Origin of the sequence: Syntrophorhabdus sp. (assembly GCA_012719415.1) — a bacterium.
Classification (GTDB): domain Bacteria; phylum Desulfobacterota; class Syntrophorhabdia; order Syntrophorhabdales; family Syntrophorhabdaceae; genus Delta-02.
In genome coordinates this window covers 1-15557 of record JAAYAK010000305.1, presented here as the reverse complement: position 1 = coordinate 15557, position 15557 = coordinate 1, and the positions used below count along the sequence as shown (strand labels likewise).

Annotated in this window: 19 protein-coding genes; all 19 read right to left on the bottom strand. The window is 58.3% G+C overall.

What is annotated here, in order from left to right:
- On the bottom strand, positions 1-490 hold a 490-nt coding region (locus GXX82_17155), incomplete at its 3' end, for a hypothetical protein (GenBank protein ID NLT24775.1).
- A complete protein-coding gene (locus tag GXX82_17150) occupies positions 487-855 on the bottom strand; it encodes a hypothetical protein (GenBank protein ID NLT24774.1) in 369 nt (122 codons plus the stop codon). The genes GXX82_17155 and GXX82_17150, both read right to left, overlap by 4 nt.
- Before the next feature lie 8 nt (positions 856-863).
- Positions 864-1451, bottom strand: coding sequence for a baseplate assembly protein (locus GXX82_17145; protein NLT24773.1), 588 nt, complete (start codon positions 1449-1451; stop codon positions 864-866).
- Positions 1448-2506: a hypothetical protein gene (locus GXX82_17140; protein ID NLT24772.1), complete on the bottom strand. Its 1059-nt coding sequence runs from the start codon at positions 2504-2506 to the stop codon at positions 1448-1450. Before GXX82_17140 ends, GXX82_17145 begins: the two co-directional genes overlap by 4 nt.
- Positions 2496-3821 carry a hypothetical protein gene (locus tag GXX82_17135; protein ID NLT24771.1) on the bottom strand — a complete coding sequence of 442 codons (1326 nt, stop codon included), beginning with the start codon at positions 3819-3821 and terminating at the stop codon, positions 2496-2498. Before GXX82_17135 ends, GXX82_17140 begins: the two co-directional genes overlap by 11 nt.
- On the bottom strand, positions 3821-5635 hold the full coding sequence (locus GXX82_17130; protein NLT24770.1) for a phage tail tape measure protein: 1815 nt from the start codon (positions 5633-5635) through the stop codon (positions 3821-3823). The genes GXX82_17135 and GXX82_17130 overlap by 1 nt, the downstream gene beginning before the upstream one ends.
- 183 nt (positions 5636-5818) lie before the next feature.
- On the bottom strand, positions 5819-6145 hold the full coding sequence (locus tag GXX82_17125) for a hypothetical protein (protein ID NLT24769.1): 327 nt from the start codon (positions 6143-6145) through the stop codon (positions 5819-5821).
- Complete coding sequence (locus tag GXX82_17120; protein ID NLT24768.1) at positions 6142-6501, bottom strand: hypothetical protein; 360 nt, start codon at positions 6499-6501, stop codon at positions 6142-6144. Before GXX82_17120 ends, GXX82_17125 begins: the two co-directional genes overlap by 4 nt.
- Positions 6502-6519: 18 nt before the next feature.
- Positions 6520-7959: a phage tail protein gene (locus GXX82_17115; GenBank protein NLT24767.1), complete on the bottom strand. Its 1440-nt coding sequence runs from the start codon at positions 7957-7959 to the stop codon at positions 6520-6522.
- The gene (locus tag GXX82_17110) at positions 7949-8140 is read right to left on the bottom strand and encodes a DUF2635 domain-containing protein (GenBank protein NLT24766.1); all 192 of its coding nucleotides are present in this window, start codon (positions 8138-8140) and stop codon (positions 7949-7951) included. Before GXX82_17110 ends, GXX82_17115 begins: the two co-directional genes overlap by 11 nt.
- Positions 8141-8152: 12 nt before the next feature.
- Entirely contained in the window at positions 8153-8674 is a 522-nt protein-coding gene (locus tag GXX82_17105) for a DUF1834 family protein (GenBank protein ID NLT24765.1), read from the bottom strand.
- Position 8675: 1 nt separating this feature from the next.
- Entirely contained in the window at positions 8676-9137 is a 462-nt protein-coding gene (locus GXX82_17100; protein ID NLT24764.1) for a DUF1320 domain-containing protein, read from the bottom strand.
- A 52-nt stretch (positions 9138-9189) separates the two neighbouring features.
- Positions 9190-9435, bottom strand: a complete 246-nt coding sequence (locus GXX82_17095) for a hypothetical protein (GenBank protein ID NLT24763.1) — start codon at positions 9433-9435, stop codon at positions 9190-9192.
- Between the two features lie 12 nt (positions 9436-9447).
- Entirely contained in the window at positions 9448-10326 is an 879-nt protein-coding gene (locus GXX82_17090) for a hypothetical protein (GenBank protein NLT24762.1), read from the bottom strand.
- Positions 10327-10350: 24 nt separating this feature from the next.
- Entirely contained in the window at positions 10351-11244 is an 894-nt protein-coding gene (locus GXX82_17085) for a hypothetical protein (GenBank protein ID NLT24761.1), read from the bottom strand.
- 10 nt (positions 11245-11254) lie between these two features.
- The gene (locus GXX82_17080) at positions 11255-12262 is read right to left on the bottom strand and encodes a hypothetical protein (protein NLT24760.1); all 1008 of its coding nucleotides are present in this window, start codon (positions 12260-12262) and stop codon (positions 11255-11257) included.
- The gene (locus tag GXX82_17075; protein ID NLT24759.1) at positions 12259-12777 is read right to left on the bottom strand and encodes a phage virion morphogenesis protein; all 519 of its coding nucleotides are present in this window, start codon (positions 12775-12777) and stop codon (positions 12259-12261) included. Before GXX82_17075 ends, GXX82_17080 begins: the two co-directional genes overlap by 4 nt.
- Before the next feature lie 105 nt (positions 12778-12882).
- Positions 12883-14013 (bottom strand): minor capsid protein, encoded by a 1131-nt coding sequence (locus GXX82_17070; GenBank protein ID NLT24758.1) that lies wholly within the window; start codon positions 14011-14013, stop codon positions 12883-12885.
- A partial coding sequence (locus GXX82_17065; protein NLT24757.1) for a DUF935 domain-containing protein occupies positions 14010-15557 on the bottom strand: 1548 nt, incomplete at its 5' end. The genes GXX82_17065 and GXX82_17070, both read right to left, overlap by 4 nt.

Genomic DNA, 15557 nt, shown 5'->3' with positions numbered 1-15557 from the left:
CAACAACGGAGGTGGCTGTCCCCGTGAGCGTGTCGTAAGACGATGGGACCTGAGCCCCGGTGTTCGTCTTGTTTGCGAGGATGATGACATCCACAGTCCCGAGGCCCTGGGCAAGAGGGAAGCAGTAAGCCGACGCCACGTTGTCGATTTCCAGGGCCCACTTGATGTAATCGTACTTGTTCCCGCCCGCGGGCGGCCGCCTGATGTAGTCGAGGAGCCGGGTGAGGTATGCGGCGTCTGTTTCGCCATATGTCCGGGTTAGGCCCCGCACCCAGGCGTGATGCTCCAAGGCCTCGGTATCCGCCGTATCGGGGAAGATCTGCTGCGAGATCCACTCCTGATAGCGATAAAGACCCCAGTGCGCCGACGCCAGGCAGGCGCTCTTGATAAAGATGAGCGAGCCCTGTGACGTGTCAGCCTCGGGGAACTGGTTTCTGTAGTCCGTCAGGATCTCATTGAGAAGCTCGTCAAAGTCCTTCTGAAAATTCATACAACCTCCACAAAGGTTCCAAAGCTCACCTGCCTGCCGTCCGCCTGGGTGACCTCGACAAGTAGCTTTAAGCGGTGCAGGTCCTGGGTACGGTCACGCTCGGTATAGACGACCACGTTCGTTGCTCTTCCCGTATCGATGAGCCACCGAAGGGCCTCCTTGCAGTATTCTTCCGCCAGGGCCGCCGTCTTCTCCGTGTTCTTGGCGCGCTGCAGGAGATGGAGCCGTGAGCCGAACTCGGGGTTCTGGAACCAGGAGCCCCGCTTGACGACGAGACTCAGGTAAACGTTGTTCATGATGTCTTCCGCGGGATCGAAGGTCATCTGCCCTATTGCATCGTCATCCGTCAGTATCTTGAAGTCCATTCCTTCCCCTAATGACTGTGGTGGTTCGTGTTGCCGGCGCCGTCGATGATCGTCCCTGTGGCGCTGATATTCCCCGTTGCCGTGATGCTACCTTCCAGGTTGAAATCTCCCCTTAAGGTGGCTGCCGCGCCCCCGCCTCCGGAGAGAGACGCCATAACGATCGCATCCGCCTGGATGGTAACGGCCGGGGCCTTGATGAGCGCCGAGGCTGATGCATTGACGGTGGCGTCTACGGCGTTTATCACGGCCGTCTTTGTGGTGATGGCCACCTCGTTGTCCACCTCGGCGGTCAATTTGTTGCCGCTCTTGACGTAGATCTCCTTGTTACGCTTCATCCGGATATGATCTCCCTCGTCCGTATAAAGGCACACCTCGCCGGCCTCGATGCCGAGCCGGTACCTGCGATCGTCGGAGGCGATCATGACGATGTGATTGTCCTCCTGGATGAGGATGGCCTCGGCGCCGGCAAGCGGCCGGGACGTGAAGCCGTAGTGCTGGAAGTACTCCCGGTTCGCGATGGTCTCATCGGCCCTGCCGGCCGCACTGAACCGCTTTATCACTCCTTCAACGACGGATTGAATGATGCCCCGTATCACTTTGCCACCCCCGGTTTGCCGAGCTTTATGCTCGTGTAGGTACCCTGCCGCGACAGCTCCAAGGTCCGGCCGTAGATGAGATAGGTCCCTTCTATGCCGAGGACCTCGTCCCTGACCGTGCAGAGTTCGTTGATTGTCCAGTTCCTGCCGCCCTGGCTGTGAAAGGGGACCTTGTAGCGAAGCTGGAACCCGTCATGGCGTGCCTTTTCCATGAGCATGCGGGCATGGAGTGCCGGGCTCTGGTAGTCGTTGTTGTCCCGAACCACCATCGGTTTGTAAAAGGGAACGGAGCTGTCCGTCACACTGGCCTTTGTATTGATCTTGTTCGACTCGAAGTCGTCGGTCCCCTGCTGCTGGCCGATGACGGTGATCTTCGAGTATTGCTTCGAGATATCCTCTATCTTCTCTCCCTCGAGGACGTTGTTTTCCTTGCCCTCCCGGGTGCAGACAATCTTGTAGAGCGGTGTTCCCTTCTCCCTGGGTTTGCCAAAGACGAAGGTGCCGTCGGGAAGACAGAAGAACATCATGCCGCGGCTTGCCGAGTACTGCTTCAGGGCCTCGAAGACGGTCATGCCCGGCTCGATCTGCGAGAAGTTGTGAGGGGCGTCGATGAGGTTCAGCGATGACTCTCCGGAGGCCTTTCCCTTCTTCTTCAGGCGCCCGGCGAAGTCTTCCTGGTAGATGATCTTCTCCCGGTTAATAAAGGGTATGGGCGAAAGGAGGCGCTCTGCCAGGGACTTCACCGTTGTGCCCTGGAGGGTGAAGAACTCCTCGCAGTAGGAGTCGACGATAAGGCCCATGAGGTCCCGGCCTTCGACCCTGAGCTTCTGTCCGGACTTATCGTAGCTCTTGCTCACGCGATCGATGATCCCGGTGAGTTCCAGGGTGCCGTTGACGTAGAGCTCGCACCTCTTCCCCTTTGTTACTTCCGTCTCGGGATGTGCCAGCTCCAGGGAGAAGGCGTCATCGGCCGTGTAGATATCGGCCTCTATCGTATAGGAGAGCCAGTTCTTGATGGCCGTGCTGCCGACGCGCAGCTCGATGTTATCGGACATACATCCTCACCTCGCCGGCAGGGGTGAAACTGGGGTTCTTGATGCGGTTGATGCTATTGATCCGGTTCGCGTAATTGTACGGCAGGCCGTACTTCAGGCAGAGAAGATGCAGCGGCAGAGTGTTCTGTGTCTCGACGGTGACGATCTTATCCCTCTCGAGCTTGATGTCGTTGACATGGGCAAGGAGATCCGCGGCCATGGTCTTGAGGCTCTGTGTCCTCCGGGAGAGGTCGACCCCTGTCTGAAGACCTGTCCGGGCATTGCCGAGGATCATCTCGATCTCGTCGACGGTTAGGATCTGCTCGGTCGATTCCGGCTTTATGTAATTGCCCAGGGCATCGAATGAGGGAGTTGTCTCGAGACGCTTGACCACCTCGCGATTATCCTCGTCATCCCGGAAGACATACGCCGTCTCGAGACCGAGGCGCTGCGCCGAGGCGATCGTCACATACTTTGAGAATGTGGAGGCTATCGCCTCGTCCTGAGCGGTTTCCGGGTCTTCTGTGTCATCGAACAGGGAACCGAAACTGCCCGCCAGGCTGCTAAGAAAGCGGGTCGGTGAGGTGCGAAGGGTATCGTAAAGGGTCGAGTACCGCTCCAGCGTCCGCGCCAGGGTACCGATAACAATGCCGCCCAGGGTGTTCGGGAAGGTTATCATCGCCAGGAGGGAATTCGCGGGGTTGGTGATCGTGGTCAGTGTCCCCGCGAGGCCTGTTATGAAGGTGTCCGCCGCCTTGACGTAGTTTCGTGCCTGGGTCGAGATGCCGGTAAACTGGTCAATGAGGGGCTGCACGGGATCAAGGACGGCCGAGAGGATCTCCATCGCCTCGGCGCCGAGGATCTCCCGGACATCGGTCTCCAGCTCCTCGATGAGTTCGGTCTGACCGGCAGCGAAGGTATCCTCGGCCCCCCAGTCGACGGCGCCCTTGTTGATGTATTTCGGTTCGGCCTGTGTCTCTGTGATGAGACCCTCGGTAAAGGCAAGGTCCACTTCTGCGGTCTTCTTACGGTCATCATGGCGGATCGAGATAGAATCGATGGAACCCTTTATCAGGCCGTACTTTGGGTGAAGGAGTTCGAAGAGTTCCTTCTTCTCCAGGTGCTTTACGAAATCCTTGTGCGTCTCGTAGGTCTCCTCGTACCAGTAGCAGCGCACCTTGATGACGCGGGCCTTCTGTCCCATGTTCTCAAGAAGGGCACCGTGACGGAAGGGAAATTCGTACTTTGCGATGGACACTTCTATGGTGTCCTCGATGTTCTCCATCTCGAGGTTGAAGTCATCGATCTTTGCTTCGAATTTGTTGTCGTCTGCCATTAGAAAAAGTACCCGTGGTTTGAATTATTGACCTGTGTATTCATATTGTCTGAATTCGTCGTCACGCGGCCATCCTTATCTACGTTAATGTTGATGGTGTTCTTAACACCCTCTTTGTTTAGCCAGTCATACATCCGGTCACCCAGGCTTTTATTATCATTGAAAAGTGCCTGTATCGCCGAATCAAAGGTATTGCTGATCCAGTTTTTTCCGCTTCCACCGCGGGCGACATCATAGGCACTGTAAAGTGCGGTCCCAGACGTGGCTGCCGCCAGGCCGGCGGCCGATGCAAGTGCGCCCGTTCCTCCGGCAAGCCAGGCAAGTCCCTTGCCAGCAAATGGGAGAGCCTTCTTCATGAGAGATCCGGCCTTGGAAGCGCCAGGGATGTCGCCCGCTCCACCAATACCACCCGGCGGCCAGTTCGTGACGAAGACGGGGGTAACACCCGTAGCAGCCTCTACCGCCTTTCCTTCTGCGATGCCCGTTGCGGATCCACCGAGCTTGCCCAGGAGTTTCTTTGCAAGAGGTCCGCCGAACCGATATGCTGCATAGCCAGCACCGAGCGCCGCAATTCCGCCACCGACAAGCTGCTTCCCTGAGAGGCCAAGACCGCTCACCCCACGGGGGGTGCCCGTGTCATAATCGACGGCCCAATCTTCAGAGTTCTTTTTCTTGTTGAGCAATTTTTGGATGGCATACGTTACGGCATCTTTGACTGGCTTCGCGAAATCATCGGCGGCTTCGCGCATCCGTGCCTTCAGTCTGCCCGTCTGGTCGATCGCATTGTTGATCGCGTCGTCGAGGTCATTGTCTATTGTGCCTGCGGCCTGCCCGATCTTGCCGAGAAACTCTCCGGAGATCTTGCCGAGCATGTCTCCCTTGAGAAGCGTCTGTATGCCCTTTATCGTGTCGAGGTCGGCGCCTTTCAGGGCTTTACCCATAAAGCTCTCGCGCTGCGCAGTGGTTTTAAGAGCGTCGTACTTCTTCTTGATGTCGGTAAGGATCTCCAGCGGGTTGCGTCGTTCACCGCTCTCGTCGAAGAACTTCACTCCCGTCGTTTTCTGGGCCTGTTTCATGTAATTGAGATTCGTGAACAGGCGCAGGGTCGAGTCCGCGAGAGTGGCGAGGCGTTCCGGGGACTTCTCAATGAGGGAAAGACCCTCAATAAAAGCCAGCGTTTGATCGAAGCCCATTCCGGCGCGCGATGCATTGACGCCGACGCGGGCAAAGATGTCGGAGAGGTTCTGTAGCTCGGCGTTCCCGAGACGCCCGGCCGTGGTCATCTTATCGAGGAGGGACAGAGCCAGGTTTGGTTTGGATAGATCGAACTCGAACGCCGTTGCGGCGACCGTGAGGCCCGAGGTCAACCGGTCGGCGTTTGCACCGGTGACCGCCATCGCCTTGTTGGTTGCTTCGATGACGGGGAGAGCCTCTTTGAAATTCAGTCCGGCCTGGACGGCGTTGTTGAATCCCTGCTGGAGGTCTTCAACGCTCTGACCCGTCTCGGACGACATCCGGAACAGCTCTTTCCGGAGACCTTGGACCTCGGATTTGCTTGCCCCTGCAGTCTGGCCGATCTGGGTGAGAATCTTGTCCATCTGGGCGGACTGTTTGGCCAGCATGCCCGCGCCGATCGACACCCCGAGGGACGCAAGCTTCCCTTCCACGGATGTGGCCGCCTTGCGGACCTTGTCGAACTCCTGCTTTGCCGTCTGGCCGAACTTTCTGATACCCTTCTCGCCGACGCCCAGAGCCGACAGGAGTTTGGAAGAGTTCCCGGATAGGATTAGTTCCACAGCATTCTTGCTGCTCATAGGTGCTCTGCTTTCCTTTTTACGATGTACGTCCGTCCGCGTTTCGGATTGATGATTTTCTCATGGGCATCGAGCCAGGCTGCCGGGTCCCTTGCGTACATTGACCTTACATCCGAATAGCTGAATCCCAGCTTGAGCATTGCCAGTATCGCCTGTCTCAGGAGAACCTCTGCCTCGGCGGCGCTAAGCCTCCGTTGATTCTTCGGCCCCCGATTGAAACCCCTCGGCCCGTCTCTGGGCCGTCTCCGCTGCCTCCGTCAGCACCTCAAAGTCCCGGGGGAACATCATCAGGAGAAGCTCTCCATTGATGTCCTCCTTCGGGATATCGCCCAGCTTGATTATCTGACATGCGTACATACACACTTCGCGATAACGACTATTCTCCTGGGCCCTCTCTTCCTCGAGGGCGTCCACCATATGGGCGACGCGCCGGGCCTCGATCTCGAGCTCGCGATGGACCTGGCTGTTATACTCAATGCCGATCGGCAGCGTGCGTTTTTCCTTTATCATGCCTCATTCCTTTCCGTTGCGCCGAGCTCTATGCTCCGGGTGGCCTCTTTCTCACCGTATGATACCTCTCCGATCTTGGTCGTAAAGACGCCGCCGTAGGTGATCCGTTTGCCGTTGCCGCAGTCGATGGTGAGGGTGCCGTTTTCCACCTCATTGAAGTTGAAGGGTGTCTGGCTTTTGGGGATCACGTATTCCACCTTCACGCCATACCGGGGAGTGGTCTTTGTAAATCCCGTCTTGTTCATGAGATTGACGGCCCGGCGCACCTCGTAATCGTTTTCTGATACCTTCTGGAAATCGGTGATCTCGGTGCCATTCACTTCCAGCGTTACCAGTTCTACATATTCATCTGCCATGGTTTCCTCCTTGTCTTGTTACAGCAGCAGGTCGATCCTGCCGGCGAATACGTGGAGCCCGTTAACAACGTCCGCGGGGATCCGCGCATCGAGCCGGTTCGGGTCCTGCAGGTCCCGCTCGACGATCAGGCCGTCTTTGTTCGCCTCCACCTCCTCGACGATCTCCAGGTCCTGGAGCTGCAAGAGGACATCGAGGATCTCGCTTCTGACCTTTGGGGGTGTCTTACTGGAGAGCTTCTCCCTGGGAAAACGCAGACTGATACGGGTCCGCACCGCCTTGCGCACGTAATCAAGCGTCCGGATCGTCGTAATATCCATAAGTGATATGTCATCGATCCCCTGGGGATCCTGCAGGTAGGTGCTGATGGCCCTGACGATCTGTACCGTCTCTCCCGGGCCCACTTCGTTCGGTGACACGCCGTTGTACAGGAGGTTCTCCTGCTCGGTTCTGGAGAGGCGGTCGGCGATGTTGGCGGCCGCGATACCCTTGAGTTCCAGGGTATTGAGGGGCCTTGCCGGGTCCTCCTCCCAGGCCATGACGGCCCCGAAGGCGGCCGCGATCTCATAGGGCATGCTCTGCACCAGGGTGGCTGCGGTGTAGCGGTGATAGGCGCAGAGGATGCGCCCCGAGTTGACCTGTCCGGAGAGTGTTGTCGCTGTGGCCAGGGCCCCGTTCATTCCATAGACGCCGGTACCCGGCCTCTGTTCCAGGGGACCGCTCACCGAATCGAGGTGGGTCTTGAGGGTAGCCAGGTCCGTCTGGTCGTTGTACGGTGTGACGATGATGTCATACTGTTCCCCGAAGACGGCCGCAAGGGCGTCTGCAAGGGTCGGGTTGGCAGCTCCTGTCGCCATGGCCACGATGGTGACCGTTATCCCCGGGGCGTTTGTGAGGACGTAGCTTACGTGTATGTCGTTGCCGCAGGGGCCCTCGTTTTTGGCGGTCAAAGTCACGACTGCTTCGGCGACGCTCGCCGTTACCGGCAGATCGGGGTGTTTGTCAAGCTCCGCCTCGAGGGCCGCAGCTACAGCCGCCGCTGCCGTTGTCGTGGCGATCGCTATCTCGATCTTCTTTGTCCCGATGTAGAGCGTCAGTACACCCGTGCCCGTTGCGGCGCCGGCGATGGTCACCGTTCCCACCGCAGGCTGGCCTGCGCTTGCGTCATCAAGGGCGATGACTGTGAGGTCCAGGTAGGGATTGGCCGTGATCGCGGCTCGTGTCATGAGGTGGCACATCGACCCCGGGCCGAAGTATATCTCCGCTTCCTTATCAGAGAAGACCTGGGTCGGGATCTTCTCGGCGATCGTGCCGTCCGAGGTCCTCTGCCCGACGATGAGCATGCGCTGCTTGTTGTTCGGCAGGGTCCGCACGGCGAGCCGGGTGTTGAACTCGATATATTTGCCGGGTTTGCGGATCGAAGCCGGGATGTTGTCGAAGGATATGTTTTTACTTGCCATCAGGTTTTACCTCCTTTTTATTCCCCGGGCCGACCTTGATGAGGGAACCATCGGCGAGGAGCCTGCGGTAGTATGCGGTGTCGGGTACCTCTGCGGCCGCGGTGTCGGTAATGTACTCTCGCGGCCGGCCTTCCATGGGACAGCGCATGCCTGGCGCTGCGGTCACTTTTAAATCAGCCATAATAGTCTCCTTTTACGTTTCAGTTTCAAATTCCACGACGTCCTCAGCGTCGGCGATGTCATCACCTGGCTTGAGATAATATTCAAAGCCGATTCTGAGGAGATCCATCGCGGCGGCCGCATCATCATCGATCTTGTCGATGATGAATCCCGTCTGGAACTCCACGGCAAAGACGATCTTTCCCTCGTCTTCCTCTTCCTCGAGAGTAATGTTTGTGATCTCCTTCGGAACGAGGGGATCGATGGAAAGGCCCAGCGTCTGAAGCAGGAGGGCGGATATCACGGCCTCAAGGACAGGGTACATCCCCGCACGGCGGTCCTTCACCGATCGCATGTTCTGGAAGGTTACGACAACGAAGACGGACGGCGTGAGCTTGTACCTCTGACCGACCTTTGCGAACGGTCCGCCTGCCGTGTATACCTCGATCGCCGGCATGGCCAGCGCTCCGTGTTTCTCCTCTATCTCTACGTTCTTCGGCTCGGCCACTTTCAGCGTGAGTCTGGCAGCCGCGGCGGCCTCGATCTCTGCGAGCATGTCAGAACCCCTTCAATGTGTCGCGGGTGAAGACCCGATCGCTCGCTGCCTTGCTTGCCTGCGCGCTGTCGGCGGAGGTCGATGCCGCCGGCTCCGGGTCTACGCCCAGGGAAAGCAGCCCCCTGGCGATGTCTTTCAACCGTGAGACGGCCCTCTCGTAGCGCTTCTCTATCTTCTCCGGGATGCTCCGCCTGCCGTGGAGATAGTAGATGGCGAGCTCGACAGAGAGCTTGTTCACGACGGCCGGTACCGGGGAAAGTGGCACGGAGTACTTCACGGCGCAGTAGCCGTCGATCTCCGCGTCGGCGGTTTCGATGGCCTCATCGACGCGGGAGATGATCGCCGCGTGGTCCGGATCCACCGGATCGATGGCCGCAGGCTTCAAATTCTCGTCATCGGTGAGCTGTATGACCGTCGCCTCTTCCAGGGCCTTTTTGATATCGTCAAGCGTGCAGTATGCCATGGTTCAGTAAGGGAGGAGGGCTGGGCCCTCCTCCTGGCCTCCTTGTCTTGTGTTACTTCTCTTTCTCTTTGTCCTTCTTGCCGGTCTGATCCTGGGATGCTGATACCTTCTCTTTGTCCGGGGTCTTTCCCTTCTCTGGCTCTTTCTTCTCCTCCGGAAGGACCTCGACAACGAGCATGGGCTCCGCCTGAAGGACCTTGAGCGTCTTTTCGTTAACATCGTATTCCGCGGGAGAGTTCGAGAACGTTATCCCCGCCCTGCGGAATCTTTCCGGTATCGATTTGCACTTGATCTTCATCGGTTCCTCCTTCTATGCCAGCCAGGGCACGACAACGAGCTCGGCCGTGTGGTACCAGACGTTCGATGAGCCGTTGGCGTTCTTCTCGGCCTCGAGGACAGTCCTGCCCGCGGATTCCAGGGTGGGCGGAACAACGAGGTGCGTGGGCATGATGCCGAGGGGCGCGCCCTCATCGTTCGTGAAGGACATCATCGCAGCCCGCGCCGCGGCGTATGCCGTAGTATCGAGGGTCTGCATGCTGCCGTAGGCGAGCTGCCAGAGTCCGTAGCCCACATTCTTTCGGTCATCGACGCCGTAGCGGTATTTCTTGCGCATGAACGCGTTCTCGTCGTCGGGCTTGTCCATGGCGACGAACTCCGGCGCCTTGCGCATCTGGAGGATGATAGGCTTGATGGGACGAGAAAGGTCCATGAGGTACCAGCCCGTTCCAGAGCCGCCGCCCGTATTGGACACGGATGCCCCCGCGACTTCGTGGTCGGTGTCGAAGAAGTACTGCCCGTCGAAGCATTTTGTGTTGAACCCGGCGGCGAGCAAGGCAAAGGCGAGGATGTCGGGGTGGATCTTGGCGGCCTGAGCGAGCCCCTGGATCATAGGCGTGTAGACACCGATCTGATCGTCCATGATGTCGTCACGGTCGACCTCTATCGTGGACTCGTAGGCCTTGTTCAGTAGTTCGTAATGGAAGCCCGAGAGGTCCTTGATGACCCGGTCGCCGAGCCACTCGTGCATGTTCGGAAAGGTTCCGAGCCACTTGTAGTCGACGCTCCTGCCCGTAGAGGGCACCCGCATGGCCACAAGTTCGACCTGGCTCTTCGCGACCTCCAGCGCCTGGTTGAAGATAGTGCTGAAGGTTTTGTAAATCCCGGAGAGTGCTGCCTGGTTGATAATCATTGCATGCCTCCTTTTTAGGCTCTTTTATTCACCGTCATCGATATACATGACGAGGGTGATGTCGCAGTTCGCGCCGGCTCCTTCCGCAGTCTCATTCGCCTTGATGACGAAGTCCGTGTCCTTCGCGATGGCAATCGAAAGGTTCTCAGCCTCACCCTGGGTCGCGTCCTCGGCGATGGAAAGGAGCGCTGTATCGTTGAGCTTGAGGGCAAGCGTCTTGCCCGTGCCGGGCGCGGTGCCGAGATTCGCGTACGCCCGTTTTACGATGACGGGATTCGGCGATTCGATCGCCGCCAGCGCGATGGTCTTGTCCGCTCCGTCCTTGGTCCAGCCGGTAAACCGGGGAAGTGTCAGGAAGAAGGGACCCTTGCCGAGCTTTTGGAGCTGCTGTTCCACCGTGGCCTCGGCGGCCGCAAAATGGTTTCCGGCGTCGGCCGCGGAAATCGCAGAGGCCGCATGTGCTCCGGACGCGTCGGCGATGTGTGTAGCCACATCCGCCTGTAAAATGGCCGGAAGGATGTCGATAAAGGCATGGGTCGTGTCGACGTACTGGGCGATGATACCGCAGAAGATATCGTTTGTGACATTCCCGGCCAGATCCACGAGCTGATCGTCGACGAGAAAGACGTTGTCGCCTACGTTCGCCTGGGTAATAGCCGTCGCGAGTTCCATCAGGAAAAGTCCGCGCCGCCGGACAACCGCGGACTCGTCGCCATCCTGGCCAAGACTGTTGTCAATGGAGCTCCGGGATACGCCGGCATAGATGAGACCGGCCGTGTCCGCTCCGGGAACAAGAAACCCCGCTGCATTGAAGCACGCATTCGCGCCGGCGAAGATCTTACTGCCTCCGTCTACCGGTACCGGGACCTCGACGCCCTCGGTATATTCAATCTTCTTGTCTGTTGCCAATGCTGTCATGTCCTACCCCCTATTTGTTGTACTTTTTGAACGTCTCTTCGTCGACGCCGCACATCTTGTTGATCTGGGTCTGCACGTCATCGATGCCGGCGCCGGTCTCCTTCTGGTCGGTGACCACCTTGCCCTCGATGACGACAACCGGGGCCTTCGAGACGAAGACCTTGAAGCCCTCCAGGTCGCGCTTCGCGTAGTCAAGGGCCCAGTCCTTCTGTGCCGGCGTGATCTTGCCCTCCTTCATGGCCATCTCGACGGCGTCGTCGGCACCCTTCTGCGTCAAGCTTGTTTTGAGGGCGTTCAGTTCCTTCATGACATCGTCGATCTTCGTGTGGGACTGTTTCATCGCCTCGATGGTGCCGACGATCTCCGACTCCGTGGCCGTTGCAGCCAGGCCAAGGGCATCGAGGACGCCCTTGTTGGCGATCACTGCCACAGTTGCCTTGTTTGCCTGCAGGTCTGTCATCAGCTTGTTCACCGCGGCGATGGCCGCCTCTTCCTTCGCGTCCTCGGTAAGTCCGAGGAGTTTTAGCAAGTCTTTCATAGTTGCCTCCTTTGTATTTTTGCTCCCCTCAAAGCCGAACTTGTTGATGAGAGGAGCCATGCCGTCGATATTCGGCTGGTTGGTGAGCGCCACGTTAATAAGCCGGACCACCCTGTCGTCGGAAATCCTCTTCAGGAAGACCGGTGAGACGTACTTATATTCCTTATTGGCGATATACTGTTTAGCCTTCTCGGTCCACTCCAGGGCGGCCCACACACCGTCCTCGCCCCTGTTGATGAGCTGTTTTATCCATCCGGCAGCCGGGGCTTCCACGGGAGGGTCCGCAAATGTTTGGTGCTCGTAATCGATCACCATGTCGTTTTTCTGAGCCTCGAACGCCTCGATGATCGCCGCAGCTCCTTCGTGATTAAGCTCAAAGGGACCCTTCGGTGTCTTGTGGTACCCGAAGGGGATCACCTGGATCTCAGTGGGAATCTTCCCTTCTAAGTCCTTGCAGATCAAAACCAGCGTGTTTTTCATTCCTGTGCTCCTTTCATGAGAAATCCCCTGAGGCAATCCCTGATCAGTGTCCAGTCCTCCTCCTGAACCAGGAGGTACGGCCTCGCCGGGATCTTCACCTTCCTGTTTCTGCCGGCCTCGCCGCCGAGCTGGTGGATGCGGGCATAGATGACGTTCGTTCCCACTATCACCCTGTCGGATTGTGCGCGGGCCGTGATTGAATTCTGGAGCCTCGCTCTGTCAATGAGGGTCTTCTTGCCTGCCTTGTAGCGGGCGTAACCCTTCGTGAGGGATCCCTTCAGCGTGTAGACCTTTCGTTTCTTCTTTCCTCTGCCCCGGTAGGCGCTGTATATGGACTCGGTCTTCGTCTCCTTCCATTTGTCGGGACGGCCGCCCTCCTGGAAGTTCCTGATCACCGAGGAGCGGACGATCTCGCCAACCTCGCGGAAGGCGGGCCTGAGGTCCGTCGCGTTCTTCTTGAGCCTCGTGAAGAGCCGCTTGACTTCCCTGTCCTTGATCTCGACGTCTATCTGCACTTGACATCTCCCTGCGCCGTGCTAAACTCTACATGTCGATGCCGTGGGCCGTGCCCCGATACGGCAAAGACCGGCAGACTCTGCACGGAGGGTGCCTGACCCAATCTACCTTCCATAAAGCAAAACTCCTTCCCGCATGGCATCAACGTATTTAAGGTCTCTCGTATAGACGGCCGTGTATCCAACCCACTGCCCCCGGGCACCCTCAGCGACGAGGAGCAGGGGCCGGTTCTTGCCGGACTCGATGAGGGAGATGTATCGCTTTCTCAGCACCACTTTCCCTGTCAGTTTCTCCTTTTCCGCCTGGAGCCATATCTCGTAGGGTGTCCTGATGGCCTCCTCGATGAGAGGCAAAAACCGTTCGCGGCCGTCGAGCTTGAGATGGTCTGCAAATGTCTGATTCATAATGAGGGGATCGTCGATCGCATCGCGCAGGGTCCTGCCCATAAGTTTCTCTTTGTACAGTTTCACCGCCTTCTCGCCCTTCGGCCATGGGGTAGTCGTCGACCGTACATAATCCTTCACCTGGAGGATTGGACTGCGACCGTGATCGGCATAGGTCTTCCCGATCAGCGAAGTCCAGCGGTCAGGGTCTGATTGCAATGCCAGAAATTCCCTGTCGGTGAGAGTCTTCCCGAGGGATGCGCCGGGATTACTGTCAAATCCCGGGTCCGCCATAGCCTTGAGGTCCTTCTCGACATTGAGCTTCTCCCGGGAGAGGTCTTCCTTCGAAAGTGCGCGGACGGTACAGCGGCAGTTGAATCCATTCGGCGGATAGCTCGCCTGCCAGAAGGGATCGTCACTGCGCAGAACCCTGCCGTTCATAGCGGCATGGGCCGGACGGGTCCTGCCATCCATAACGGCTACGTATTGCCAGAAGGGGAGACTACCTGCGACCTCCATCTGTCTCTGATAATGGCCCGCCTGGTATGCGGCCTGGATGTTCGTCCGAAATATTGTGTCGAGCCGGTAAGGATTAAGACCTTCCCAGCCGCGCTTTGTCATGGTCTCCTTTACCGCTTTCTTAAAATCACGGAATGTCGTGCCTTCGGCGATTGCTTTGTCGATCCCCGTGTAGAGATCGGTCAGTACGTCCATCCGGGCCACCCCGGAGACAGTGAAGGCCTTAGCCTGGGCTGCCACGGTGAGCTGTCTGTATCTGTCCGGTGTGAGGACCGTCTTGTCCTGGAAGGATTTGATCGCTTCATCAAAGGGAAGGGTTTCGAAGGAGATCATGTAAAAGACCTCCCTTTCAGATCTGCGCGGACCATGGCCTCCGCGAGGACATGCCGGAACTGATTCATGCCGATGCCACTGTAAGCCTCGGCGAGTCTCGCCTGCAGGTCATCAAAAGACTCCGCTTCCTCAACGATCCGCTCGACAGCCGACAGATCGATTGCCCCCTGCGCGAGCGCATCATCGGCAAGAGAGTCGACGTATTTTTGTGCACTGATGAGGCTATCGATGCCGCCGGTTATGGGTGCCTTGTGGGCTGTCTTCTCGACCTGCCCGTCATCACCGGATCCGCCCGGCTGCCGCAGGCGCAGGGTTTTCTCTCCTGCCTGGGGTTTCGGGATGCCAAAACGATCGTAAATGTGACCCTCGGGAATCCCCTCGAAGCCGGCCTCTTTCACCAAGATGCCGTAGACCTTCGCTGTCCTTTCAAGGTTCTCCTCTTCCTCGTAGTGGAGTTTAAATATCGGCACGCCCTTTCCGGGCCCGTAGTTGAAGACGACCCAGGGCGCGAGGAGCTGGAACTTGACCGTCTTCATGAGCGCCTTGGAGTCCGATTCCAGAAGATCCTGCCTCAGGTCGGTGGCCTGCTTCTCGGCGCCGAGCTTCCCGGGGGTACCTTCGACGTTGCCCGTGTGCCCGAGGACCGCCTTGCTCATTCCCTTTTCACAGAACTCCGCAAACTTCGCATGTGAGCTGTTGGTTCCTGTTACCTTCGATTCGAGGATCTCGATCATCGTTGATTCGGAGATGACCGCCGCGGCATCGACGCCGAGGTTGAAAACGGCGCGCTTGAGTGCCTCAATATCGTTCGTCGAAGCGCCGGGCTTGTACTTGCCGATCCGCATCGGCACGGAGAAGAGCTCGTTGAAGATGAGCCAGTCCTTGATGTCGTAGTTCTTGAAGAGATACATCCAGCCGCAGGGACGAAGGAGTCCTCCCCGCGGCGTCGCGCCCGAGCGGGCCTTGTAGGCGTGGATGAGGAACTTGTTGGGCGGCAGGTCCTCGCCCCAGACGGGTGCGGCGTCGGTCAGGAGCCGGGGACGCTTGAGGAGTCCCTGAGGGGAGTTGAAAGTGAAGCGCTTCTGGTGAACCCACTCGATGGCCTTCACCCAGACCTGTCCCTCGGAGATCTCCCACATGATCTCCGGCACGGAGAAGCCTTTTCCCACGGCGTCGAGGATGTCCATGAGGGCATCGTCGATGTTCTCGATGTACTCGATCATCTCCCGGGCCGCGGCCGCGATCTCCTTGTCCTCCGCGCTGTCGCTGGCCGGCAGGACGTCCCAATCGAGACCCGTCACCGCGAGCTTACGAGACTGAAGGATACCTGTCAGGTGCAGATCCTTCTCCTCCATCTCCTCGAAGAGCTCCGCCTGGCGCGTCACGTCTCCCTGGTCCGCCTCTTTGAAGATCCTCGCAAGGCGCTCCGGGGTGAGCCCCTGGGACGGGTATGAACCGTAGCGGTCCCGGACTGTTTGAACGGCTATTTCTTCGAGGATGGGCTTGTTGGACTGGATTTCCCGGCCGAACTGGTCTACGAGCAT